Below are 23,831 nucleotides of genomic sequence, written 5' to 3' on the forward strand. Positions count from 1 at the left end.
CGCCTGCAAGCAGGTCAAGTGTCGCTGTAAAACTGGAAAATCACTGGAAAGGTTTTTGATGCCTCGACGACCTCTTTCTTAAAATCCGCCGAGGTAAAACGTCGCAGTTCGCCCGTGACGTACTGGCCTTTGTCAGCGGGCGGCATTGGAATGCTTTGGACAGGCGCCCGAGAATGAACAATCTCCTTTCCGGGCCCTTCTCTCGCTGGTTCTAATGCTTCGGGTTCTCCTGTCGCGACAACGCCTTCCTGGGATTCTACTGTCATCGGCTCACTATCAGCATCGATTTCCGTAGACTGATCTTCACTGGCGTCTTCTTCCGAAGCATCTGACTGGCCGGCGACCTCCTCGACCGCCTGAGGCGCGTCAGCTGTGGCGACTCGCAGCTTTTCTTTGTCTCGGTGAACAGCCCACAGAATCAACGCCACTCCGCAGACGGCCAGTACGATGATACTCAATGCAATGGATACCCATTTCCGTGAGGGGTTGGAGTCAAACTCCGAATCGTCGACTGGGCCCAGGTGGACAGAGTAAGCTGGTTCCTCGATGGGAGCGAACTTTGATAGCACAATCCCGCATTTCGGGCATTCCGCCGATCCTGTAGGCACGGGAGCGTTGCAGGAAGGGCAAAGTGGTCCCGGGGTTGGGCCTTTCTCTTGGCTTTCCTCGTTCTCGCCGGACCCAGAAGCCAGCCGGCCCCGAATCTCGACTTCCTTTAGCGCCCCGGCCCTTATCAATTTGCCGTAAACCGATTCAAGGGCTTCATGTGAAAGGCCGTATTTCCGTTGAAGCCGCGCGTCATCCAGGCCCGCCCGGATGTCGGCCACGATTTGCTTCGCGCTGATTTTGCGTTTGTCGAAATCGGCCATTTGCGTTTCCTCGCTTCTATTGGCCTATAGGATGATATTCCTCGGGAAAGTAAGAGATCTTTCACCGCAGAGAACGCCGAGGGCGCAGAGAAGACGCAGAAAAAACGCAGAGACAGGTAGGAGCGCACGGCCGTGCGCTCTTACCCTCGGCGATCTCCGCGGTCTCTGCGGTGAAATGGTTTTTCGAAACCTATCGGCGTAACCGAACACTTACACCTGAACCAAATTGAATCCGGCATCCCTTATCCTGGCCAGAGATATGGCTCCTTCCCTGATGACTCGCAAGCTTTCTCCTACGGGTTCCACCACGGTGGAGGGCTTTCCGCCAGGCGCAGGCCCAAGATCAAGGACCATATCCGCGGCCCGTTGCACCTCTCGCGCTATGTCGGCTAATCGCTTAGGGTTCGCGTGCCCGGACAAATTGGCGCTGGTGGCTGTTATCCATCCGCCAACGCGTTCCGCCAAAGTTCTGGCAGGGCAGGGTGGCGGCACCCTGACTCCGATCTTCCCGGAGGGTCCTCTTAATAGCTCGAACACAGGAATCGCCACTTCGAGTAGTATGGTTAAGCTCCCAGGCCAGAAGCTATCCATCAGCCGCTTCGTGAGAGGTGCAAGATTTGCAATGACCTTGTCCACGGTCCCTCGGTCCGCGGCTATGAGCGGGAGCGGCATGCTCTCATCCCGCAGCTTAGCCTGAAAAACCCTTCGCACTGCTCCTTCCTGAAAAGGGTCAGCCGCCAACGCATAAAAAGTCTCGGTCGGGACTATCACCAGACCGCCGGACCGGATGACTTCCGCGGCACGGTCAAGCAGCGATTCGTGTTCATCATCTTTCATCATCTCTTCCGGACCGGCAATTCGATGAGAAATCGAGCCCCGCCTCCGGGATTGTCCTTCACTCTGATGAAGCCATTGTGATCCGAAACGATTGTGCTAACTATGGTTAACCCCAGCCCGGTCCCGCCCGGTGTTCTCGAAAAGTACGGCTCGAACAACCGATCTCGGTCGCTCGGAGCGATTCCCGAGCCATTGTCCGCGACCTCGATAGACGCGATGGAAAGCTCGGGGTCGTAGGCTGTTCTCACGAACACCCGGCCGTCAGTGCCGGACGCTCTGACCGCATTGTCCAGGAGATTGACCATTGCTCGCTTCATCTGCTCCTTGTCCAGATCGAAAATCGGGACCGATTGATCGGGGAAGAAAGAGAATCCGGTCTTGAGATGTCCTTGACGATAGAGTTCCACAACCTCGCCGACCAACATATTGAGATCGTTAGGGACCGGATTGGCCGCGGGCATTCGAGCGAACTGCGAGAACTCGTTGACCATGTGCTTGAGCTGCTCGACCTGATCCACAATGGCCCGAGTGCATGTATCGAGCACTGCGGTGTCCGGTTTGAGCACTTCCATGTACTTTCGGCGGATGCGCTGAGCATTAAGCTGAATCGGTGTCAGGGGATTCTTTATCTCATGCGCTATCCTACGTGCCACTTCGCGCCAGGCAGCCATTCGCTGCGCTTTGATCAAATGCGTCATGTCCTCGAAAACCAGCACGACTCCCAGATCGTGAGATTCGTCGTCCCGCAGGCTGTTGGCGTAACAAAGCAGGGAAAGAGACTTCTCGGGGAATGAGAGCGCTATCTGTCTCTCCAGGGCTTCAGCGTCGGAGTCTTGCAGGCTTTCGAGGACCTCGGAAATGGGTGTCTCGGACTCCTCGGGAAGGATTTCGTGCAACGGCCGCCCGACAGGATCTGTCTCGGAAATACCGAGTAGACGTTTGGCTGAATTATTGATCGCTGTCACGGTCTTTTCCGAATCCAACGCCATGACCCCGGCCGCGACGTTTTTCAATACTGTTTCCATGTACTTGCGGCGGCTCTCAAGGTCAAGGTTCATCCTGACCAGTTCCTCGCGGTTCTTTCGCAAATCAGCGGCCATCTGATTGAACGATCGCACAAGCACACTTAATTCGTCGTCCCCCACGGGCTCTACGTACACATCGAGGTCTCCGGCCGCGATCTTGCCGGTCCCCTCCGCAAGCCCCAGTATGGGGTCGGTAATGTCTCTGGCGATGGACATACCGAACCAGAACCCGATGAAAATTACCAGCAGAGCCACCATGAGCAGTATAAGGACGTAGATGGTCTTCACCGGCCCTTTCATCCGTTTGGCTTCCTGGTAATCGCCGAAAGCGTTGGAAATGGCAAAGAGCCTGGCTGCCAGGGAGCGCGGAATGTAATAATCCGCCACCAACGCGGCCTGAACAGGGCCGTTGTCACCGGCCACTACGGGAAATATGCCTCTGATAACGTCGCCGCCGCCTTCAAGCGGTATTATCTGGGACGTCTTTTCACCCTGGAACCCTATTTTGAGGAAGCTTGACACCGGAGCCGGCAGGGCTACTTCTTTCAAAGCCGGGTCCTTCGCAAACAGAGGGGGGGCGGAATCCCGGAAATAAATGTACAAGCCGCTTAGACCGTCCGCGGCTCTCCACGTTTCCATTGACACCTTTAAGTCGTCTCGACGAGGCGGATCGAGGAGGGCACTGGAGGCAATTAGTGACGCGGCCCTGGAACCCGCACCGACCACTTTGTCCGAAGCGTTCTGATAATAGGCCTGGGCAACTACCAGGGAAGATTGGAGCGAGTCCTCCACCTGAGCCGTAAACCAGCTCTCGATCGTCGTGTGCAGGACGCTGGCGCTGGCTATGAACAGCACCACGGTCGGGACCAAGGTCAAGGCCACGAACGCCAGGGTAAGACGCGTTTTCAGCTTTGAGCCCAGCACCCTTTGCCGGCGCTCGAACAACATTTTGAAGAGGTTGCGGATCAAAAAGAAGATCACGAGAATGAGCAGGAGGGTCACCACGGAGAGCAGGCCGAAAAGCAACAGGTGCCCGGCAAAAGGTATTTCTTCCGCTGAACGAGCGATCTCCGATTCTACAAGGAATATAATCGCTATGAGAATTGCGGCCACGAGTGCCACATACAGCTCTCTTCGCCGCTTTCTCTTTTCTTGCTCCATGGGAACAGCTTTCTTCACTTGGTCTGCCCCGTCATTTCTTCCAGTTCGTCATCGTCAAAGCCGAAATGGTGTCCTACTTCGTGGATGACCACTTCTCTGATCGTAGTCACCACGTTCTGAAGGCTGCCGGCCGCGCGAAGAATGGGCCTCCGGTAAAGGTAAATACGGTCGGGAAGGTAGCCGGGGCTGAAAACGCTTCGCTCGTTAATCGGGACTCCCACGTATAATCCCAGCAGCTCCCACGGCGATTCGAGGTCCAGGGAGTGAAGTGTCTCCATGTCCGCAAAGTCCTCCACCAGGACCTCGACGTTCTCCATTCTCTCTTGAAACTCCGCGGGCAATTCTTCCAAGGCTTTGGCTACATGTTTACTGAAGGCTTGGGGCGTCACATTGGGGCCACCGACTTGACACTTCACGCAACTTGCGCGTAAACAGTGCTGTAGCAGAAAAGAGGAGAAATGGGAAGGTGCGAGGCAGCCCTTCGGGCCACCAAATAATGATAGTAGGACTCGGAAATCCGGGAAAGAATTACGCTCGCCACCGTCACAATCTGGGGTTTATGGTTGTAAACGAATTGGCCGGGCAGACTGATGCCTCATGGAAGACAAACCGGGAAAAGAGCCTGATTTGCGATATTGAAATCGCGGATAAAAGAGTAACGTTGCTCAAACCCCAGACATTCATGAATCTGAGCGGCAAAGCCGTGGCGCCGGTATTGCGTAGGCTGAACGCCAACCCGGAAGCCATGATAGCGATCCATGACGACCTGGATCTCGCTTTCGGCAAGGTCCGTATCAAGGTGGGAGGCGGTGACGGCGGGCATAAAGGTATCCGCTCCATAGCCGACTCGTTGAGGTTTCGGGACTTTGTCAGAGTGAGGCTCGGCATAGGCAGGCCGCCTGCAGGGGTCGCGCCGGATGAGTTTGTGCTCACGAATTTCGCGTCCGAAGAGGATTCGACGGTCAAGGACCTAATAGAAATGGGGTCCTGTGCAGTGCGGCTCATATTGAACTTTGGAGTGGAACAGGCCCAAAATGCGATACACGCCGGCCGGAAGGCCGCTTGTGATGCGGCCATTGGTTCGTAACAGCGGTTTTTCGCTTGCCTATTTTTGGGCCGTGTAATAGACTTGGTGTCTTATCTAGTTGAGGGAACGTCTGACAGGGGGTTATAGGATGAACGATACGATGGTGAGTGAGGATCATGCTCCACTCCGCCGGTTGTTGCGACCAGTGGTCAAGGTCCTGAGAACGGCATATATTCAGGGGACCACCATAGTGAAGTTGCTGCCGTCGGAGAGAGCAATCCAGCTCTATTATAAGTACCGCCGCAAAAGTTACGACCTGCAATGGGCCATGGACCCTGGCTATAAAAAAGGCCTCCGACGCATGATCGAATTGACCGTCACGGATGACGACAGGGTCCTTGACGTCGGTTGCGGCACGGGTTCGGCCACGGTGGTCGCGGCCGGAACCGCGAAGGAAGTCGTTGGTATAGACCTTTCTCCGGACATGATAGAGTTAGCCGAAGAGAAAGTGCAGAAGAAATGCCTGGAAAACACTTGCCTTCACGCCACATCGGTTGAAGACTACAGCCCTGAAAAGCCATTCGACAAGGTTATCAGCTCTTTCATGATTCCCCACGTTAAACCACACCTGCGCCCGGCAATTTATTCCTGTATGTTCAATTTCTTGGTGCCTGGCGGGACGGTGGGATTGTTCGGGTCTCGTGGGGAAGTCTGCGATGTTTACGAGACGCGCGAAGAAATCGAGGACAATCTTACGCGGGCAGGGTTCGAGGAAATTGAGGTGTACGACGTATATGACATCTATCGGATTGCACTGGCTCGCAGACCAGTGAATCAGCAAACCGCGAACTAACTTCCAAGACGTTCCTCTGAGAAATTCAGCCCCGTGGATCACATGTCTACGGGGCTGTTTCTTGTTTTTATCAGGAGGAGCGAACCCTGGAGGTATCCCCCTTCTATTTTGTCGGTCGGCTCCAGAATGGGCCGGTTCTGCCCATTTCTTTTAGTGTTGCCAGCATTTCCATGGCGTAGTCTCGCATGCAGGATACCCAATCGGGATCAAGGCGCTTGCGAAAATAGCTGCCTGAGAAAAGCTTCACCACATCGTTCAGCGGAAGGATCCCCTCTTCTGTCCCGGCATCGAACTGTGCCCAGTTTCGAATGTGCTCTTCCGACCGGAAGAGATTCATTGTGCTTCAAGCATAGGGCAGGTCGTTTCGCCACTTCCCGAAAGGAACCGCCACATACGCGATAACGCTTTCGGGTTCCGCTCGAAGAACCACCCCATCACGTATTTCCATGCTGATGGGGAGTCCGCAGTCCAGACATGGGCAATCTACCTGCACCGTTTTCCCGGGAAAGAGCCAGCAGACCGCCAGCGATTCAAGCCCTCACTGGCCGAACCACTTCTGCTGACCGTCAATGGTTATCCTGTACTGTGTGGGAAGGTTGTTAAAGGGCGCAAAGGAAGCAATCAGGCTCGTGTTGGGGAAAAGCCACCCCGGAATCCCCGACTCGAAAAGTTTGTGCAGGACTTTTCGCCCTTCTTCCATGGAGAGGTCCAGCTTCTGCGCGAGTTCCGTGTAATGTGGAGCCTGACCGGTTTCCACCATGTGTGTCATGATGATATGAAACGTCCGGTCCAATATGGTCGGATCACTCATAGTCGTCGCACCCCCCTTTCTCGAATTTCCAAGCCTCACAGAGAGAGCTTGTTGGATCCGTCGCGAATCGGCGGGCACGGCCCGCCCTACAAGAACCAAGACAGGCGTCGGGTTCACGTGTAGGGGCTGTGCCCGCCGTCTTACGGGTTGCCTTTCCAGGAAATTTAGCGCCAGCCTAAAAATCCGGCGTCAGCACGATCCGTTTCGTCAAGCCGCCGCTGTGGGCCTCTTCAAAGGCCTGGGCTATGGTGGACATGGGACGAGTCTCCAACAACGGGTCGATCTGAATCTTGCCGGATTGCACCATTTCCAAGACCTTGGGATAATACTTCGGCAGACACCCCCACGTTCCGATGACTTCCGCGTCAAAAGCCATTAGACGGGACATGCTGTAAGAGTTCTTCTGCATGCCAAAGCCGACCACTATTAGCTTGCCTATGAACCCCAGAAGTCCTAAAGCGGTGTCCTGAGCCGCGCCGACTCCCGTGCACTCGAAGATCTTCCACCCTACGTTGTGTTTGGCGCCGGCTTGCTTTGCTATGCCACGGAATTCTTCCTGGATGCCTTTAAAGTCTTTGCCTTTCGAGTTGATCACGTAGTCAACTCCCAGAGCTAGGGCCCTCTGGAGCTTCTCTTCGTTGCGGGCCATCCCCACGATGGGCTTTGCGCCAAAGGCTTTGGCCACCTGTGCCATGTACACGCCGACTCCGCCTGTCACGCCGGTTATTAACACCGGCTCGCCGGCCTTTAGATCCGCCCTTATGGCTGCCTGATAAGGCGTGGTAGCCGCGTCGGCTATTACCGCGTAGTTTTCCAACGGCCGTCCCTTCAGGTCGTTGACCGGGCACAGGTCCTGCGCGGGGACGGGAATATGGCTGGAAAAGCCTCCGTAAATCCCCAGAGAGTTCCCTGGCATTTTCTGGGCTAAGCAGCGATTGTTTCGTCCCTGTTGGCATATGTCGCAGCTATTGCAGGGCATTACAGCAGGCACGATGACGTCTTTGTTCATCCACGATTCCGCGCCCGGGCCCGCGGCCACCACTGTTCCTGATATCTCGTGCCCGAGAGTCAGCGGTGGCTTGGTCACCGTGGGAACGCCGTCGTAGAAATAGGACATGTCTGTGTGACAAACACCGCAACCCGCTATTTTGACCAGTACTTCGCCTGATCCCAATTCGGGAACCGGGATTTCCGTTTTCTGTAGTTCTCCGGGAGCCGTGACCTTCTGGGCTTCCTTGTCATAGGTTGGCCCTTTCACCATTTGCCACGTTTGGATCTTGTCAGGAACACTCACAACTGCACCTCCTGCGCCGGCCGGAATATGTTACTCCGCCCGCAAAATGGGATTGACTAATTCATCTGGGAAAAAACTGATCCGCGTGATTAGAATATCGCTTGGTGTCCAAGCTTCTGTCAAGAGAAATTATGCCCCGCGGTAGGTCGCGAACTCTGCGAGTCAGAGGACACTAATTTCATAGGCAAAATGTTCGCGGAACTGCCGGAGCAAAGCCTTTGAAGCGTTCACTATCAGGAACAGAACAGGCTCAGGGGGATCACCGTTCAGTACGATTCAAGATATTCCTGAACCGCTTCCATTACTCTTCTTGTTACCGGACCCGGCAAGCCCGTTCCAATTACCGTATCATCAACCCGCGTCACGGGCAGCACATTGCGTGTTGTCGAGGCCAAGAAGGCCTCCGGGAAAGATATGACTTGATCGAGCGTCAACGGCTCCTCGCGAAGATTGAGGTCGTTTCGCTTTGAACAGACCTCAAGAACAACTCGCCGGGTGATGCTGTCCAGAATGCGTCCATTCAACGGAGGGGTCACGATGTCACCTTGCGGCTCGACAAAGAAAATGGTGAATGTTGATCCCTCCAGGACTGTTCGGCGATTTTGAGGGTCCACAAATAGCACGTCCCAGGCTCCTTGTTGAGGGACAACCGTAGAGTGGGCCAAGACAGCGCCTATGTAGTTCAGGAGCTTTACGTCCGGGCACAATCTCAGGTGCGGGAATGTGGCTAGCGGCACGCCTTTTTCGTAAGCTTCCGGCGGCGGCGGTTCCATCGGTTGCACCGCAATGTACAGGTGAGCGCCTGCTCCCGATTGCTTCATAGTGCTGCCGTGAAGTCCTCCGCTGAAAACCACGTCTATAAGCAAATCCCCTTCCGGGTTGGTGGCCGTATTTTTCTGGACCACCTCGGCCAACAGTTCCCGGAGCTTATCCCTGGAAAGGGGCGGAATCATGAAAATGGCTGAAGCAGAGTAATACAGCCTGTCCAGATGATCCTCCAGCCTGAAGATCTTGCCTCTCACGGTCCGGCACGCGGTGAAAATCCTATAACCGCGAATTGTGCCGCTCACGTCGTCCAGGAAAGGCATGACCAAGTCCGAGGTGTCAACATAATGATCTCGCTGATAAGATATGATTTTCCTGCCCTCCGTTATCAACTTCAAGTGGGTCCTCGAAACCTTAATAAATGTCCAAGACGGTCTCCGGTTTTACGGTCATTTATAGTGTTTAGCGACAGTAATGCCTTAATCACCGGCTTTCGTCGGAATGACGCTGCAGGCCACTCGAAACGGCCAAACTTTTGGCAACAGCTATAATGACGGCTGCCAGGCCAGGGCAGATCACGAAGCGGAGCACAGTACTCGCCGGACGGCTGGCGACCAGCCAAGCTTCTACCAGGATTACGCGGCCTTTCCGCAACATTTCTTGTATTTTTTCCCGGAGCCGCAGGGACAAGGATCATTCCGTCCTATCTTGTCGACCTGGCGGCGTACGGTGCGAGGTTTGGAGCCGTCTCCCTCTCCGCCGTGGGAGAGGAGCATTTCCTGTTCTTTGGGGGGCGCCAACTCTTCAAGGTCCTCCTGGCCTGCGATCTTAACAAGGAAAAGGTTTCGAACGGTTTCCTCCTTAATGCGGTTACTCATGTCAAGGAAAGTCTCATAGCCTTCTCTCTGGTACTCCTTCAGGGGGTCTCTTTGGCCGTAGCCTCTAAGGCCTATCCCTTCCTTCAGGTGGTCCATGCTCAGCAGATGGTCTTTCCACTGGTTGTCTACGGCCTGGAGCATAATGAACTTTTCCAGTTCCCGCATAATTTCAGGAGTGACTTCTCGCTCCTTGTTCTCGTAACCTTCTAATGCTCGCTCACGGACATATTCCGTAAGGCCCTCCACGGTTTGTTCTTTGGGATCTAACGAATCAAAGTTGAACTTCAGCCCGAATTGCCCCCACAGGGCCTCCTTCAAGGCGGGAACGTCCCAATCTTCATAATGGGAACGTTCGTCGGTGAAACGGCCGACTATGTCCTCAGCGATGTCCTCGATCATATCTTGAACAGCTTCTTTGAGATCATTTCCACCGAGAATGAAGCGGCGTTGCGAGTAAATAACTTCTCTCTGCTTGTTCATCACGTCGTCGAATTCCAGCAAATGCTTCCTGATGTCGAAGTTGTGCGCCTCTACCTTCTTTTGAGCGCTTTCGATAGCCTTGGTGGTATACCGGTGTTCAATGGGCTCTCCGTCTTCCATCCCGACTCGTTCCATTAGCATTTTCACCCTTTCGCCGCCGAAAATGCGCATCAAGTCGTCTTCCAGGCTGAGGTAGAACCTGCTGGACCCGGGGTCGCCCTGACGTCCGGAGCGGCCTCGGAGCTGGTTGTCAATCCTCCGAGACTCGTGGCGTTCTGTTCCAAGGATGTGGAGTCCGCCGGCTTCTATGACCTTTTTCTTTTCTTCTTCACATTGGACCTTGAACTGCTCCAAAAGCTCCTTATACTCGTCGGTGCCTTCGCCTTTCTTCGATTTGGATCGAGCAAGAAAGACAGGATTGCCTCCAAGAATAATGTCGGTGCCTCGGCCGGCCATGTTGGTGGAAATTGTAACCCCTTTATAACGTCCGGCTTGGGCCACTATTTCGGCTTCGCCCGCGTGGTTCTTGGCGTTGAGCACGTTGTGGGGAATGCCCAGTTTCTTGAGACGCCTGGCCAACAGCTCGGACTTCTCGATTGAGATGGTCCCGACCAGTGCGGGTTGGCCACGCTGGTAAAGGTCCCGAATTTCCTCGATAGCGGCATCGAACTTCTCGGCCTCCGTCTTGTAGATGAGGTCCGAGTTGTCGTCGCGTATCATAGGCAGATTGGTCGGTATGATCACTACTTCCAGGTTATAGATCTTCTTAAATTCCGCTGCCTCGGTATCCGCCGTGCCAGTCATTCCGGCAAGTTTGTCGTACATGCGGAAGTAGTTCTGGAACGTAATGGTTGCCAGCGTTTGGTTCTCGTTTTCGATTCGGACTGCCTCCTTGGCTTCCAGGGCCTGATGCAGTCCGTCAGAATAACGGCGGCCGGGCATAAGTCTGCCGGTGAACTCGTCAACGATGATGACCTGCCCGTCCTTTACGATGTAGTCCACATCCTTCTTAAACAAGGTGTGGGCCTTGAGGCCCTGGGTCACATGGTGGAGGGTCTCAATCTGAGCAGGATCGTACAGGTTGGAGACGTTTAAGGCCTTCTCCACACGTGAAACACCTTCCTCGGTGAGAACTACGCTACGAGCCTTTTCGTCTATGGTGTAATGAGCGTCTTTGTGCAAGCCGGGGATTATTCGGTTAATCTTGTAGTACCGATCTGTATTCTCGTGGGTGGGACCGGAAATAATAAGAGGGGTCCTGGCCTCGTCAACCAAGATGCTGTCAACCTCGTCCACTATTGCGTAATGCAGTTCCCGCTGGACGTAATCCGCGAGGGAAAACTTCATGTTGTCCCGAAGGTAGTCGAACCCGAACTCATTGTTGGTGCCGTACGTGATATCCGAGTTGTATGCCGCGCGGCGTTGTTCATCGTCCAGATCGTGAACAATGACCCCTACGGACAGACCCAGAAAGTTATAGATCGCTCCCATCCATTCCGAGTCGCGCTGAGCCAGGTAATCGTTGACCGTGACGATGTGGACCCCCCGCCCGGTTAGGGCGTTGAGGCAGACCGGCAGAGTAGCAGCAAGGGTTTTGCCCTCGCCGGTTTTCATTTCCGCTATTTTCCCTTGGTGCAGAACCAGGCCGCCGATAAGCTGAACGTCGAAATGCCTCATACCCAGCGTTCTTATGGAAGCCTCCCTGACCAGAGCGAACACCTCCGGAAGGAGGTCGTCCAGCATTTCGCCGTTGGCGACCCGATCTTTGAACTCAAGCGTCTTGGCTTTCATTTGGTCATCGGAAAGCCCCTTCATGGCCTGTTCCAACTCATTTATGGTCCGGACAATCGGGTCCAACTTCCTGAGATCTCGTTCATTCTTGCTACCGAACAGTTTGCGCGCAATTCCACCTAACATGCTGACTCCTCACTTATATCCGTCAATACGGCTCTGGGGCGCACGGTTTTCCATCCTGCGCCATGGTCCGCCTCCATGTTCCATTATAGGCCTTCGCTTGCCGCCTTGCAGCACAGCCGCATGAAAAACCTCCCGTTTGTTCCGAATCGGATGTCCTTTCCGGAGAAACGATGTCTGTCCCCGTTATTGAAAGACAAGACTGGAGCCATAAGGTTCGGGTTCCACAAAAGTAAATTGTGAAAGGCCAGCCGATCGTTCATCGGAGGGGCCCGGGGATCCGGGGCATTAGCAATCGAAGTCTTCCAGGGCACATCTCGACTAGTGACGTGGGTTTCCGGAAAAGGAGCATCGGCGATTTACTTGCCTACTAAACTTCCCGGATGGCTTTGCTCAAGGCTCACGTCAGTCGCCTCCGCTTCTAGCATAGGGCTATGCCGGTGTCAACCGGCGGACCATCGGGGAGTAGTTTGCAGATCAGTGACTGCCATAGTTTTTTTTGCGCCGAACTGACCGTGAACCGCTCCGAACCATTACCGCTTGAGAATCGCGGCGTACTCGGATGCTTGATATCAATACACCGTGATGTTAAGATGATACCTGTGTAGCATAGATCCGGTATCCATTTGATTGTTTATGCTTGCGTTTTCGCAATGATTTGATATCATTCGCACCCACAGAATGGACTCGGAGGTCTGTATGTTCCCGCATCGTGTCCCCGTCATACTAATCGCTTTGTTGGCAGCTGCACTTCTCGCGGGCTGCGCCGAAGAAACCGCGGACCTGAAACAACAGATCGCCACGCTCGAGAAAAAACTTCAAAAGCAAGAAAACGATCTGAAGGACTTCACCGGGAAATTCGCTCCTTCCAAGGACCTGAGCGCGGACGTCCAACGCATCGAGGATCAACAGGATAGGATCTCGCAGGACCTGAAAACCAAGGTTGAGCCCGTAAATAGTAAGCTCGAAGAATTCCGCGATTGGGCCCAGGAAGCACAAAAGGACCGAGAGGCTGTGGCCAAGAGGTTAAAGGCGCTGGAACAGGGCCTGGCTGAAGGTCAAAAAAAGGTGGAGTCCGACAATCGCGAAGTGGTTCGTTTCGGGAAAGAGCTGGCTGCGAACAAAAAGTCCCTGACCGCACTTTCCAAGGGTCTTGAGGACGCGTCCAAGAGCATGGTCGATCTTGCCAAGCACGTGGCGGAGATCCGCAGGGAAGTCCTGGATAACAATACCAAGTTGGTCAATGCAGTGAAAAAGACGCTCCCGAAACTCAAAGAATCGGTGATCGCGGACCTTCAAGGCAAAATCGGCCCGTTGGAGGCAGGACTGTCCGAGGTTAAAGCAACGGTGGATACGGAGCGCAAGGCTGTCGCAGCAGCTCCGGGCGCGCCGACGCCTCCCCCCGCGCCGGCCCCTGTGCCTGAAGCAGTTAAAGAGAAGGAAAAGGAGAGGCAAAGAGAAGTCCAGGCCCTTGTTAGAAAGACAAAGGAGTTGGAAGAGATAGCCGCGTCGCAGAAAGCCTATTTGCTGGAAATGGGTTCAAAGGTCCATAAGCTGGAAGTCCAACTAAAGCAGGCCCTGGAGCAGTAAAGTCCGTGGATTTACCTTGGGGCTCTGACTCGGGCGGCGAGAAATTCCCCAGAAATACTCGGCCCGAATGGGCTTGATCTGCGTTTCTGTCCCCAAACCAGTGGTCGGCTTCTCAGGATCGCGCTTCCGTAATTGCCTCCTGGAAACCTTTCAGAGATCCCTCTATCGTCTCGTCCGACACGCAATAGGCTATACGAAAATAACCGGGGCCGCCGAATCCTGTGCCGGGCACAGTCAGTATGAGTTTCTTCTGCAAACTGGCTACAAATTCCACGTCATCTGCGATAGGCGCTTTGGGAAAAAGGTAAAATGCCCCCTCCGGCTTGACGCATTCGTAGCCAAACCCGGTCAAGGCCCCGTACAGTCTGTCCCTCCTACGTTTGTAGATCGATATGTCCACTTTCTCCCGCAGCACGCTTTTTACGGCACGCTGAATCAGCGCCGGCGCGTTAACAAACCCGAGAATCCGGTTGCATAGAACAAGACCGTCCATGGTCGCTTGTGCGTTGTCCATTCCGGGGTTCACGGCTATATATCCGAGCCGTTCCCCCGGCAAAGACAGATCCTTCGAAAACGAAGTGGCGACTATGCTGTTGGCGTAAGTCTTCAGAATGCTCGGGACGGTCAGATTGTCGTAAGTTATCCCTCTGTACGGTTCGTCGGAAATGAGTACTATCGCTCGTCCGAACTCTTTGCTCTTTCGGTCCAGAAGGTCGCCTAGCCCCAGAATTTCCTGTTCCGAATATACTTTTCCAGTGGGATTGTTGGGAGAATTGATCAGTACAGCAGCGGTTTTGGAATTGATTGCTTTTTCAATCTCGCCAAGATCCAGTGAGAAATCGTCTCGCGTTGGGACCGGTACCGCCTTGCCGCCATGGTTGTCGACATAGAATACGTATTCCACGAAGAAAGGCTTGGGGACTATGACCTCATCGCCGGGGTTCAGGATTGTCTTTAGACATACGTTCAGGGCCCCGCCCGCGCCCACGGTCATGACGATGAAGTTCTCGTTAATTTCCACCCCTTCGTCTTCGCTGATCTTTTGAGCAACGGCAGCTCTAACGTGGGGGAAGCCGGCATTCGGCATATATGCGTGCAAGCCGGGTGAGGGATCTTGCGCAGCATTGACGATGGATTCTTTGACCTTATCGGGTGGGTCCACATTCGGATTGCCAAGGCTGAAGTCGAAGACATTCTGTGCCCCGTGCTCCTGTTTGAGTCGAGCCCCTTCCTCGAACATCTTCCTGATCCACGACGACCTTTGTGCGAAGTCTGCAATCTTTTCAGATACCGGCATGTCGGCTCTCCTCCCCATAGGAATTCTGTACAAACGAAAGCCCGGCTTTCGCAACTGCATCCAGGTGAAGCGCCGGGCTCTCGACCTTGCATCAGCCCTGTTTTTTTCAGGGTTCCTAATGGTAGCATAACGGTAAAAGAAATGTCAAACGGAATATGAAGCGGTTGAGCCCCTCATTTCGAATTCTTGGCACATTTGGTGACACTATGCTAGAATTATTTCATAAACTGTGTAGAGCGGCTTTGACGGTTCTTCGATCTGCGTTGCTAAAGAACCGGAATTATAAATTGTATTGATCATCTACCCTCACGCGTAGAGGTTTGTGTTTGCGGGTAGCGTATCGCACAATTTTGAGCGACCGTGCCTGGGGCCGCGTTCAGATAGGAACGGTCCGTACCTGACCAATGTGCCCTCGTTTCATCCCGATTGATCCGAAAATTGGAGCGAAAAGACTCAATTCATGTCTCGCAAATTAATTGATTGGCTCGGTATCACAATAATACTCGCTGTGGTCCCTCTTTATTCGTCAACCCACTCACTCGCTGCCGACGATTTTGAGATGGGGCTGACCGCAGCCAAAGCCGGACAACTGGATCAAGCGGTTAGCCTATGGACCCGTTTCATCGAAAGGAGCCCCAAGTCCTACTCTGCGTACGTCAACCGCGGCAGCGCCTACATGAGGAGCGGATATGTATTCCGAGCGGTAATGGACTGGCACGAGGCCCGGAAATTGTCGCCTTTGTTCGCCTTCGGGGTGTACGGCCGCGACTACATCGCTCAAGCCTCGGGCGACACGGCCATGTTGAATTATGCCAGTCCTCTCGAGTTGGACCCCGAGCACATAGCGTCGGTCGCCATGATGGGTATCGCATATCTGGAGCTTGGTCAAAAGGCCAAGGCAGTGGAGTTATACCGCAAGTCCGTCGACCTCACTAAAAATCCCCTTCTGAAGACCCATCTGGAGCACTGGGCTGACGCGATTGAGTCTTCAGCGAAAGAATAAAGTGGCTGATCTGCCTCGACACCACTTTCTCGGCATTAGGTGATCGCAGCACTTCACGGACGTCCACAGCCGCGGGAAGCGGGTTTTAGCTTGTTAACCTCCAGCAATTCCTATATATTGTGGATATGATTTGACCGTCAAAACCGCGCTCTAGCGCATGGTTGCGCAGTGACTGCCCAGAGCCGTTGGAGGAGGAAAGAGTATGCCCGACGAGAAATTCAAATTACCGCTCTCGTCTTACGAAGAGTTGGTAAAAATAATCAAGGCATATGGCCACGTATCGCAACCGGCGAGTCTCGATGAAATGAGTAAGCTTGTCGGGATACACCGAACGGTCATTAGTGCCAACGCAGGTTTTCTGACGGCGACGGGAATCTTGGAGTCAGGGCGGGAGAAAATGCCCACGTCACTGGGTCGGGAACTGGCATTGGCATTAGGACACGAAATGCCGCCTGAAATCAGAAGATTCTGGCGGCGCGTTGTTGAGGGAAACGACTTTCTGAGTAAATTGCTGGCTGCCATAAAAATTCGCAATGGCATGGACGAGCAAACATTGCAAGCCCATATTGCATATTCCGCGGGGCAACCCAAGAAGGCACAATTCATGACAGGCGCGAGAACGGTAATTGGAATTCTTCGCGCTGCCGAACTAATCAAGGAAGTTGACGGGAAAATTATAGTAGATCGCGAGCCGGAGTCATCAACAGCAGAACCCGGGCTGATTCAACCGCTGTCCCCTCCCATCCCTCAGGTAGAGCCGGCCAGAATAGTGCAATCGGTGGCCCCGGTTGGCACAAGATCTCATGTCCAGATTCAAATCCAGATTAATGTAAACTGCTCAGCGCAAGAGGTAGAGACGTTGGGTCCAAAGTTGCAGTCGCTAATTTCTTCACTTGCCTGTGCTCCCAATGACAAGATCGATGACAATTCCGAGGATCGGTAGGCATGCCCCGTCACTTCGCCCACAGTACGGCAGAACAGGTGGTGCAAGCTGTAGAGGCCGTTCAGGCAAGTGGTCGTGCGACTCTCGATGGCGTGGAAAGCTTCTGTGACCTGTCACGCGCTCAAGCCGAAAATGCCCTTACCCTCGCATGCGACCTCGGCCTAACAAGGCTTGATGGCACAGTCTACGAACCTGCCAATCCGTTGGTAGCATTTGTGGCCTCGCCGGACGAAAACCGAAAGGCAGCTTTGCTTAGGGTCGTGTTGGAGTCCTATCAGCCTTTCATAGTTTTTCGGAACAGACTGGCGGCGACCAACTCAGGAGATACTGCCGCACAACAAACCAAGACATTGCTTGATCTGGATGCACATAGGGAAGAAATCAAGGACACTTTGATCAGCCTGGGCACGTACACTAGTGCGCTCGTTAGCCAAGGGGGCGGTCGGTACGCTAGCTCAAACCAGGGGGTAGACCATCATCTTTTGTCGTTGGCAGATGCAGCTAACGATCAGGCCTCTGCTGAAGCAACTATCCTGAGTTCTATTGGTACGAGAGCAGATCTCCTGGACAGAAATGAAGTAATTATTCCGTTGGCAACGGCCTTGCTGAAGGCCAAGGCAAGTCAGGCCAATGAGGCAGTTGGCGACGCGGCTAGAGCAGTTGAGTCTTTTCTAGCACGACTCGCAGCGAGAATGGGGGTAAATCTTACGGGAGCCGCCGGGATCTGTCAGAAACTGGACAAATTTCGAACAGGAAATCGCCTCCCAAAGAAGGTGGTGGAAGCCGCGAAGTACTTGGGCCACGTCAGAAATGCAGCAGACCACGGCGTTGACGTGGATCCCGACGTGGGAACCGTCTGGGAAATTCAAGAGGCGACTGCGTTGCATTATGTCTTCGTTGCATGCTCCTTTTTGACTGCCGCCCTGGAGCGGGAAGCGGGCGGTAGATTCATCATTTGAAGGTCCGTTCGCACCATGACTACGCTACAGAAGATCTGAGCCTGTGCCTATACAAGGGTTCACCTGACTCACTGAGTCGGAGAGGCCACGTGCCCGAGAGAGGTAAGATAGTTTGGAACCCCGCGACGAAAATATTGCCGATCCTCAGATAGAATCCTCAAGCCGGACGTGAGCAGGCAGGGCGTCGTTCCGCAGTGGTGCTTTCGCCCCAAGCCTACAATGCTAGAGTCGGGCTTGCTCTTTTTTGCCCTGTCACGAATCAAATCAAAGGTTATCCCTTTGAGGTTCTTATTCCTGAAGGACTAGCGTTGACTGGCGCAATCCTGGCCGACCAAATCAAGAGTTTGGATTGGCGGGCCAGAAACGCACAGACGGTATGCATTCTGCCTCCGGAGACGATTTCCGAAATCCTTCAAAAGGTCGCGACGTTGTTGTCGGGGGACTAAACCGAGGGGCCAGTAGGACTGAAAAAGGGCAATTACGCGGGAAGATCCCGAAGCTGTAGAGTAGGACCGGCCGGATGCCGGCCGTACTGACGTCCTTACCACCGCGCGTCCAACCCTTGTATACGTCGGTGACCGGTCACGAAGCCCGGAGTTTTCTGTTGACAGGAGTATTTCCCGGCGTTAATCTACATATTTGTCCCACCAATCCAGGAGAACCACAGTGAAAGGCCGAATCGAGATCGACAAAGAGAGGTGCAAAGGCTGCGGCCTGTGCATCGTTGTCTGCCCCAAGAAAAACATCGAGATTTCCGATAAGCTGAACCTCAAAGGGTACTATCCAGCCCGATCGCCGAAAGAGTCCGACAAAAAAAGCAAGCAAGAATGCATCGGTTGCGCGCTTTGTGCGATCACCTGTCCGGATGTCGCCATCGAGGTTTATCGCGAGGTGAAAGACAAAGACAAGGATAAGGATAAAGATAAATCAAAGCACCACGCGGATCACAAGAAGGAAAAGAAAGCCAAGAAAGCGAAGAAGTCGTAACAAGAGGAACGCAACATGTCAGGCAAAGTACTCATGCGGGGGACGCATGTGCTGGGAGAAGCCGCAATCCGATCCGGCTGTCGGGCCTATTTCGGCTATCCCATTACCCCTCAGAATGAACTTCCGGAATATATGGCCGCTGCTTTCGCTAAGATGGACGACGCCGTGTTCGTTCAGGCGGAGAGCGAGTTGGCTTCGATTAACATGGTGATGGGGGCCAGCATCGCAGGAGCAAGGGTGATGACCTCGTCATCCAGCCCTGGAATAAGCCTGAAGCAGGAAGGGATCTCCTATCTGGCAGGCATGGAACTGCCCGCGGTCATCGTGAACATGATGCGTGGCGGCCCCGGATTGGGTAACATCGCACCCGCACAGGGTGACTATTTTCAGGCCACCAAGGGAGGCGGCCACGGTGATTACCGGTTGATAGTGTTTGCTCCTGCATATGGCCAGGAAATTGCCGACATGACCCGCGCTGCCTTTGACATGGCGGACAAGTACCGCAATCCGGTGATGATACTTGGCGACGGGATGATGGGCCAGATGATGGAGCCGGTAGTTTTTCCGGAGCCCGTAGATCCGGCTGCTCTGCCAAAAAAGGAGTGGGTCCTGGACGGGGCGAAAGGCAGGCCTAGCCGAATCATCCGTTCCCTGTGGCTTGATACGGCGCTGGAAGAAGAGCTGAACTGGCGTTTGGTCAGGAAATACGAAAGAATTACCGAGGAGATCCCCGACCAGGAGATCTATATGTGCGATGATGCCGAACTGATCATCGTAGCGTATGGCACAGCGGCTCGTGTAGCCAAGGGCGGTGTTCATCGCGCACGGGAAATGGGCCTGAAGGTCGGACTTTACAGACCCAAGACACTCTGGCCTTTTCCGTCCGGACCTCTTGCCAGACTCAGTCGAACCCTTGAACACATAGTGGTTTTTGAAATGAGTACGGGCCAAATGGTGGAAGACGTGCGCCTGGCTGTTGAAGGCAGATGTAACGTGTCGTTTTATGGCCGGCCGGGTGGATCGGTTGCCACCCCGGAGGAGATCGCAAGGGTCCTTTCAAGCACGTACCATCGAATGGGCTCCCGGAATCACAAGGGGAGTGAGGCGCACGCAGTTCGAGACCTTTCTCGAAGGGCCGCCGGTTAAGTACAGCATTGCCACGTGAGGTGGGACGGGCATCTTGCCCGTCATTCATGGACAGGCTGAAGCCTGTCCCACGGTCTCACCAAAGATCGCGAAATATGTCGCCGAACCTCATAATTCCCATACGGAGTGGATCAAAGTGAAAAAGATCTTTTCCAGACCTGAATCCCTCAAAGACGCACCATTTCATTACTGCCCCGGCTGCGGCCACAGTATCATTCATAGGCTGGTTGCCGAGGTCATAGATGAGCTGGGTATCAGGGAGCAGACTGTCGGTGTCCCACCGGCCGGGTGCGCGGTGCTTGCGTATAACTATTTTGATGTCGACATGGCGGAGGCGCCGCACGGTCGAGCAGCCGCGGTTGCAACAGGAATAAAAAGGATTCTCCCTGATAGAGTGGTCTTCACGTACCAGGGAGACGGCGACATTGCGGCTATAGGCACAGCCGAGACGATACACGCGGCCAACAGAGGGGAGAGAATAACCGCTATTTTCGTCAATAACGCGGTTTACGGGATGACCGGCGGACAAATGGCCCCCACCACCGTGCTTGGCCAGGTCACCACGACTTCTCCGGGCGGGAGAGTTCCCCTGAGAGACGGCCATCCCCTGGATCTGAGCGAAATGCTCGGTGTGGCTGCCGGGAGCGTGTACATAGAAAGGACCACCGTTTCCAATCCCAAAGGAATCATGCGCACCAAGAAAGCCATAAAGAAGGCTTTCATGGCCCAGCTTGAAAACCGCGGGTTCGCCCTGGTTGAGATCCTCTCGCCTTGCCCGACCAACTGGAAAATGACCCCTGAACAGGCTACCAAGTGGGTCGACGAAACCATGACCAAGTTTTTCCCTTTAAAGGTGATTAAGGATGTTGCTTAAAATAGTTTTCTCTGGCTTCGGCGGCCAGGGAGTTCTGATGATGGGTTATGTTCTGGCTGTTGCCGGAATGCAGGAGGATAAGCACGTCACCTTTCTCCCCGCGTATGGCGCTGAAGTCCGGGGAGGAACCGCCAATTGCACGGTCGTCATTTCGGATGAGGAAATAGCATCGCCTATTGCATCTTCTCCGGAGTATGTGGTCGCGATGAACTACCCGTCCATGATGAAGTATCAGAACATGGTCAAAAGCGGCGGAACGATGTTTCTAAACAGCGATTTGATTTCTGAAGTTCCGGCCAGGTCGGATCTGAAAGTGGTCAACGTGCCTGCCAATACCCTCGCTCACGACATGGGGAACGATAGGGTATTGAATATGATCATGTTGGGTGCGGTGGCCAGGGTGACGGGCATCGTCTCCGATAAGGCCCTTGCCCAGGCAGTGGAGACCGTGTTGGAGGGCAAGAAGCGATCGCTTATCGATTTCAACCAAAAAGCCTTGTCAAAGGGCTCTCGTTTCATGTCACCCAAAAAATGAGGTTGGTCTTTTTTTGATCCCGATGCAATAGCAGTCTACGCAATACTGCGAGGACGCTCTGGAGGCTTTTGATGAAAACCGTTCAAGAGGTCTCGGTAAAGCTGGAAAACAAGCCTGGCAAACTCTCGGAGGTAAGCGACCTCCTGGCGGCCAATGGCATTAACATTCTAGGGTTGACTGTAAGAACTGACCGCACCACCGGAAAGCTCAACTTAGTAGCAACAGACCCTGCCCGTGTGGTCAATATACTGGAGAGCGCAGGGTATTCCACCAAAACTCAGGACATTCTCGCGGCTGAAGTCCCGCATCATCCGGGGGGATTGAACGCAGTCTTGAAGCCTCTCAAGCTCGCCGGAGTCAACGTCGAGTATCTGTATACGTGCATAAGCTGCCACGGCGCGGGTGACGCACATATAGTCCTCCTGGCGGTCGACAACGTTTCCGCTGCCTATGATGCCCTCTCGAAGGAATGGATCAAGCTATACGGCGAAGAGCTTTACGATTTTTGAGTTCCGACGAACAAGCACAATTATTGGAAAAACCGTCAGTTGCGGGCAGGGTTTTCGCGGGGCCGAAAGGTAGGCCGCCAGTCTGTCTACAATTCTGTGCCAGCCCTTGCCTCCCCAGGGGCAAGGGCTGCAAATCATAGGAGTTTTTGGGGTGGGGTCCGGGGAGGCCGAACAAAAAGGGCCCTCCCCGGCCACTCTTCAACAAACTCATAGGTTTTGCCGACCATGCCGAAACATGTGGGAATAGTCGCTTGCAGCGCGGAGGGAGCGGCTCTCTGCTATCGGACGTTGTGCGCGGAAGCCCCCGCAATCATGGGTGAACACATGCACCCGGAAGTTTCTATGCACACTCATCCGTTGGGCGAGTATATGAAGCACATTCGGCCGGGCAATTGGGAAGGCGTGGCCGAATTGATGCTATCGTCCGTGCGGAAACTGGCTCAAATCGGAGCACAATTCGCGATCTGTCCTGACAACACGATTCACGAGGCATTCGACATCGTGGTGTCAAAATCCCCGATACCTTGGCTTCACATAGCGGAGTGCGTGGCAAAGGAGGCGAAAAGGCAGGGATTCACGAAGCTCGCGGTCCTGGGAACCAAATACCTAATGACCGGCCCGGTGTATCCTCTGGCCCTCGAGAATCATGGACTTGCTTACCAGATCCCGGAGGAATACGACCGAGAAGCCATTGACACAATTATTTTCAACGAGCTTGTCAACGGCCTGTTTCACGAGAAATCCCGCCTGTATTTCAATTCGGTCATTCAAAAGATCAAAGATCAAGGATGCGATGCCGTGGTCTTGGGATGCACCGAAATTCCATTGCTGATCGATCCCAACGACTGCCCGTTGTCGACGCTCGATTCCACGCGCTTACTTGCAAAGGCCGCTTTAGAAGAGGCATTGAATGACGAGTGACCGAACCAATTCTCGCGACAAGGGAGCACCGGCCTCTTAGCCTCTCTCTGCCTTAACCAGTCGGTTCCTGTACTGTCGGAAGCAGAGCTTGACTATGTTCGTTGAGGCGGTAGAAAGCAATTGACTTGAGTCAGGTATATTGTTAGTTGGGATCTTGACCACTGGTCAGGATTTAGGCCGGTCCATCATGCCATTTACCCCCAACGTCAAGCAGAAAGCCCTGGTCAAATCAGGGAGGCGTTGTTGTGTCTGCCATGTTTTTGCAGGTCGAGAAGCCGAGGTTCATCATATCGTACCTGAATCCGAGAGTGGCCCCAGCACCTTGGACAACGCCATTGTTCTTTGTCAGAGATGCCATGGTGAGGCAGGGCACTATAATGCGCAGCACCCGCTAGGGAATAAGTACAGCAGAGATGAATTAAGAAAACATAGAGATCTGTGGTGGAATGCTTGTGAACGTGTTTCCGAGATTTCTTTCCCAGAAGATCCAATATGTATTAGGCCAGGTAGAATAGCCTTGTTTGATTCTGGTCGGCAAAGACACGGGGAGTTTGTAGTTTCCAACCGTACCAATGACCCATATTGGCAGGTGTGGATTCACTTTTCACTGCAGCCCTCGACTGTCGACATTGCGCACCTGGACATTGGCATCACTGAAGGAAGCCCTCACGAGACCAGAGCCAAGCGTGTGGGCGATTTATCGCTGGATTCTCTCCACCTAATAACTCACGACGACGCAGGTCGGAAGTTAAGGTTCTTTATGATTGACCGTCTACGTCCAGCTCAGTACATCTATTTTATCGCAAGATTGCCACCGACCACTGGATTTTGTGGATCGCTCGAGTTGTGCCTAGACCTGTGGACTTTTGGTACCACTCCGTTAATGTTAGGTTTCAAGGACGGTCACCGAGTTCTTGACCTGCAGTTTCCATTACCGCTTAAAGGTGAGTTTCGGATTTGGTGTTGTGGCAGCTATCCGATCCAAGAATGAGACGTCAATACCCTTTTCCCGATAAGAAAAGTCGTCAAACAGGAAATCCGAAAGTTCAAGTTTTGCTCTTGGCCCTCGGCTGAGCCTTGCCACATGGCGCTGCAGCTCTGTAGCAGTTCTCCCAACTAACCGCGAAAATAGCTATCCCACAAATCGTTCCCC

25 protein-coding genes are annotated in these 23,831 nt (G+C 53.8%); 14 read left to right on the forward strand and 11 right to left on the reverse strand.

The genetic code is table 11. The annotated features are described in order from the left end of the window. Positions 1 to 14 precede the first annotated feature (14 nt). The 4 genes from HY913_16250 to HY913_16265 all read right to left on the reverse strand — a co-directional run bounded on the left by HY913_16250 (position 15) and on the right by HY913_16265 (position 4,209). Positions 15 to 869 carry a zinc ribbon domain-containing protein gene (locus tag HY913_16250; protein ID MBI4964827.1) on the reverse strand — a complete coding sequence of 285 codons (855 nt, stop codon included), beginning with the start codon at positions 867 to 869 and terminating at the stop codon, positions 15 to 17. A 210-nt stretch (positions 870 to 1,079) separates the two neighbouring features. Next, on the reverse strand, positions 1,080 to 1,706 hold the full coding sequence (locus HY913_16255) for a threonylcarbamoyl-AMP synthase (protein MBI4964828.1): 627 nt from the start codon (positions 1,704 to 1,706) through the stop codon (positions 1,080 to 1,082). Then, positions 1,706 to 3,910, reverse strand: a complete 2,205-nt coding sequence (locus tag HY913_16260) for a HAMP domain-containing protein (GenBank protein MBI4964829.1) — start codon at positions 3,908 to 3,910, stop codon at positions 1,706 to 1,708. The genes HY913_16255 and HY913_16260 overlap by 1 nt, the downstream gene beginning before the upstream one ends. Next, a complete protein-coding gene (locus tag HY913_16265; protein ID MBI4964830.1) occupies positions 3,907 to 4,209 on the reverse strand; it encodes a metallopeptidase family protein in 303 nt (100 codons plus the stop codon). Before HY913_16265 ends, HY913_16260 begins: the two co-directional genes overlap by 4 nt. Positions 4,210 to 4,358: 149 nt before the next feature. Here HY913_16265 and HY913_16270 point away from each other — a divergent pair, with 149 nt between their 5' ends. Continuing rightward, positions 4,359 to 4,979 carry an aminoacyl-tRNA hydrolase gene (locus tag HY913_16270; GenBank protein ID MBI4964831.1) on the forward strand — a complete coding sequence of 207 codons (621 nt, stop codon included), beginning with the start codon at positions 4,359 to 4,361 and terminating at the stop codon, positions 4,977 to 4,979. An 88-nt stretch (positions 4,980 to 5,067) separates the two neighbouring features. Then, the gene (locus HY913_16275) at positions 5,068 to 5,772 is read left to right on the forward strand and encodes a methyltransferase domain-containing protein (protein ID MBI4964832.1); all 705 of its coding nucleotides are present in this window, start codon (positions 5,068 to 5,070) and stop codon (positions 5,770 to 5,772) included. A 103-nt stretch (positions 5,773 to 5,875) separates the two neighbouring features. On the opposite strand, the gene HY913_16280 is transcribed toward HY913_16275, so the two are convergent. From HY913_16280 to secA, 6 genes are all read right to left on the reverse strand, one after another. Continuing rightward, entirely contained in the window at positions 5,876 to 6,109 is a 234-nt protein-coding gene (locus HY913_16280; GenBank protein ID MBI4964833.1) for a hypothetical protein, read from the reverse strand. Positions 6,110 to 6,115: 6 nt separating this feature from the next. Next, positions 6,116 to 6,265 carry a hypothetical protein gene (locus HY913_16285; GenBank protein ID MBI4964834.1) on the reverse strand — a complete coding sequence of 50 codons (150 nt, stop codon included), beginning with the start codon at positions 6,263 to 6,265 and terminating at the stop codon, positions 6,116 to 6,118. 45 nt (positions 6,266 to 6,310) lie between these two features. After that, positions 6,311 to 6,583, reverse strand: a complete 273-nt coding sequence (locus HY913_16290; GenBank protein ID MBI4964835.1) for a hypothetical protein — start codon at positions 6,581 to 6,583, stop codon at positions 6,311 to 6,313. 175 nt (positions 6,584 to 6,758) lie between these two features. Beyond that, on the reverse strand, positions 6,759 to 7,844 hold the full coding sequence (had, locus tag HY913_16295) for a 6-hydroxycyclohex-1-ene-1-carbonyl-CoA dehydrogenase (GenBank protein MBI4964836.1): 1,086 nt from the start codon (positions 7,842 to 7,844) through the stop codon (positions 6,759 to 6,761). Positions 7,845 to 8,143: 299 nt separating this feature from the next. Then, the gene (locus HY913_16300; GenBank protein ID MBI4964837.1) at positions 8,144 to 9,040 is read right to left on the reverse strand and encodes an aminotransferase class IV; all 897 of its coding nucleotides are present in this window, start codon (positions 9,038 to 9,040) and stop codon (positions 8,144 to 8,146) included. Positions 9,041 to 9,277: 237 nt separating this feature from the next. Beyond that, a complete protein-coding gene (gene secA, locus HY913_16305) occupies positions 9,278 to 11,917 on the reverse strand; it encodes a preprotein translocase subunit SecA (protein MBI4964838.1) in 2,640 nt (879 codons plus the stop codon). A gap of 696 nt (positions 11,918 to 12,613) precedes the next feature. Here secA and HY913_16310 point away from each other — a divergent pair. Then, positions 12,614 to 13,504, forward strand: a complete 891-nt coding sequence (locus HY913_16310) for a hypothetical protein (protein ID MBI4964839.1) — start codon at positions 12,614 to 12,616, stop codon at positions 13,502 to 13,504. Between the two features lie 112 nt (positions 13,505 to 13,616). Here the strand turns inward: HY913_16310 and HY913_16315 are convergent, their stop codons facing one another. After that, on the reverse strand, positions 13,617 to 14,801 hold the full coding sequence (locus tag HY913_16315; protein MBI4964840.1) for a pyridoxal phosphate-dependent aminotransferase: 1,185 nt from the start codon (positions 14,799 to 14,801) through the stop codon (positions 13,617 to 13,619). A gap of 460 nt (positions 14,802 to 15,261) precedes the next feature. Here HY913_16315 and HY913_16320 point away from each other — a divergent pair, with 460 nt between their 5' ends. From HY913_16320 to HY913_16370, 11 genes are all read left to right on the forward strand, one after another. Next, the gene (locus HY913_16320; GenBank protein MBI4964841.1) at positions 15,262 to 15,804 is read left to right on the forward strand and encodes a tetratricopeptide repeat protein; all 543 of its coding nucleotides are present in this window, start codon (positions 15,262 to 15,264) and stop codon (positions 15,802 to 15,804) included. 202 nt (positions 15,805 to 16,006) lie between these two features. Then, positions 16,007 to 16,747, forward strand: a complete 741-nt coding sequence (locus HY913_16325; GenBank protein ID MBI4964842.1) for a hypothetical protein — start codon at positions 16,007 to 16,009, stop codon at positions 16,745 to 16,747. A gap of 2 nt (positions 16,748 to 16,749) precedes the next feature. Then, positions 16,750 to 17,706, forward strand: coding sequence for a hypothetical protein (locus HY913_16330; GenBank protein MBI4964843.1), 957 nt, complete (start codon positions 16,750 to 16,752; stop codon positions 17,704 to 17,706). A gap of 194 nt (positions 17,707 to 17,900) precedes the next feature. After that, positions 17,901 to 18,152, forward strand: coding sequence for a type II toxin-antitoxin system PemK/MazF family toxin (locus HY913_16335; GenBank protein ID MBI4964844.1), 252 nt, complete (start codon positions 17,901 to 17,903; stop codon positions 18,150 to 18,152). Between the two features lie 220 nt (positions 18,153 to 18,372). Next, positions 18,373 to 18,693, forward strand: coding sequence for a ferredoxin family protein (locus tag HY913_16340; GenBank protein MBI4964845.1), 321 nt, complete (start codon positions 18,373 to 18,375; stop codon positions 18,691 to 18,693). Between the two features lie 15 nt (positions 18,694 to 18,708). Beyond that, positions 18,709 to 19,839: a 3-methyl-2-oxobutanoate dehydrogenase subunit VorB gene (gene vorB / locus HY913_16345; GenBank protein MBI4964846.1), complete on the forward strand. Its 1,131-nt coding sequence runs from the start codon at positions 18,709 to 18,711 to the stop codon at positions 19,837 to 19,839. Positions 19,840 to 19,975: 136 nt separating this feature from the next. Beyond that, on the forward strand, positions 19,976 to 20,713 hold the full coding sequence (locus HY913_16350; protein MBI4964847.1) for a 2-oxoglutarate oxidoreductase: 738 nt from the start codon (positions 19,976 to 19,978) through the stop codon (positions 20,711 to 20,713). Continuing rightward, a complete protein-coding gene (locus HY913_16355; GenBank protein ID MBI4964848.1) occupies positions 20,703 to 21,248 on the forward strand; it encodes a 2-oxoacid:acceptor oxidoreductase family protein in 546 nt (181 codons plus the stop codon). The genes HY913_16350 and HY913_16355 overlap by 11 nt, the downstream gene beginning before the upstream one ends. A 71-nt stretch (positions 21,249 to 21,319) precedes the next feature. Beyond that, the gene (locus HY913_16360; GenBank protein ID MBI4964849.1) at positions 21,320 to 21,757 is read left to right on the forward strand and encodes an ACT domain-containing protein; all 438 of its coding nucleotides are present in this window, start codon (positions 21,320 to 21,322) and stop codon (positions 21,755 to 21,757) included. Positions 21,758 to 21,982: 225 nt separating this feature from the next. Then, complete coding sequence (locus HY913_16365) at positions 21,983 to 22,678, forward strand: amino acid racemase (protein MBI4964850.1); 696 nt, start codon at positions 21,983 to 21,985, stop codon at positions 22,676 to 22,678. A gap of 187 nt (positions 22,679 to 22,865) precedes the next feature. After that, on the forward strand, positions 22,866 to 23,669 hold the full coding sequence (locus HY913_16370; protein MBI4964851.1) for an HNH endonuclease: 804 nt from the start codon (positions 22,866 to 22,868) through the stop codon (positions 23,667 to 23,669). Positions 23,670 to 23,831: the final 162 nt, after the last annotated feature.

Source organism: Desulfomonile tiedjei, assembly GCA_016212925.1.
Classification (GTDB): domain Bacteria; phylum Desulfobacterota; class Desulfomonilia; order Desulfomonilales; family Desulfomonilaceae; genus JACRDF01.

Bases quoted from the DNA above. Each gene is read 5' to 3' on its own strand.
- HY913_16250 (MBI4964827.1), bottom strand. From the start codon at position 869: ATGGCCGATTTCGACAAACGCAAAATCAGCGCGAAGCAAATCGTGGCC.
- HY913_16255 (MBI4964828.1), bottom strand. From the start codon at position 1,706: ATGAAAGATGATGAACACGAATCGCTGCTTGACCGTGCCGCGGAAGTC.
- HY913_16265 (MBI4964830.1), bottom strand. From the start codon at position 4,209: ATGGAGAACGTCGAGGTCCTGGTGGAGGACTTTGCGGACATGGAGACA.
- HY913_16275 (MBI4964832.1), top strand. From the start codon at position 5,068: ATGAACGATACGATGGTGAGTGAGGATCATGCTCCACTCCGCCGGTTG.
- HY913_16280 (MBI4964833.1), bottom strand. From the start codon at position 6,109: ATGAATCTCTTCCGGTCGGAAGAGCACATTCGAAACTGGGCACAGTTC.
- HY913_16290 (MBI4964835.1), bottom strand. From the start codon at position 6,583: ATGAGTGATCCGACCATATTGGACCGGACGTTTCATATCATCATGACA.
- had (MBI4964836.1), bottom strand. From the start codon at position 7,844: ATGGTGAAAGGGCCAACCTATGACAAGGAAGCCCAGAAGGTCACGGCT.
- secA (MBI4964838.1), bottom strand. From the start codon at position 11,917: ATGTTAGGTGGAATTGCGCGCAAACTGTTCGGTAGCAAGAATGAACGA.
- HY913_16310 (MBI4964839.1), top strand. From the start codon at position 12,614: ATGTTCCCGCATCGTGTCCCCGTCATACTAATCGCTTTGTTGGCAGCT.
- HY913_16315 (MBI4964840.1), bottom strand. From the start codon at position 14,801: ATGCCGGTATCTGAAAAGATTGCAGACTTCGCACAAAGGTCGTCGTGG.
- HY913_16320 (MBI4964841.1), top strand. From the start codon at position 15,262: ATGTCTCGCAAATTAATTGATTGGCTCGGTATCACAATAATACTCGCT.
- HY913_16325 (MBI4964842.1), top strand. From the start codon at position 16,007: ATGCCCGACGAGAAATTCAAATTACCGCTCTCGTCTTACGAAGAGTTG.
- HY913_16330 (MBI4964843.1), top strand. From the start codon at position 16,750: ATGCCCCGTCACTTCGCCCACAGTACGGCAGAACAGGTGGTGCAAGCT.
- vorB (MBI4964846.1), top strand. From the start codon at position 18,709: ATGTCAGGCAAAGTACTCATGCGGGGGACGCATGTGCTGGGAGAAGCC.
- HY913_16355 (MBI4964848.1), top strand. From the start codon at position 20,703: ATGTTGCTTAAAATAGTTTTCTCTGGCTTCGGCGGCCAGGGAGTTCTG.
- HY913_16360 (MBI4964849.1), top strand. From the start codon at position 21,320: ATGAAAACCGTTCAAGAGGTCTCGGTAAAGCTGGAAAACAAGCCTGGC.
- HY913_16365 (MBI4964850.1), top strand. From the start codon at position 21,983: ATGCCGAAACATGTGGGAATAGTCGCTTGCAGCGCGGAGGGAGCGGCT.
- HY913_16370 (MBI4964851.1), top strand. From the start codon at position 22,866: ATGCCATTTACCCCCAACGTCAAGCAGAAAGCCCTGGTCAAATCAGGG.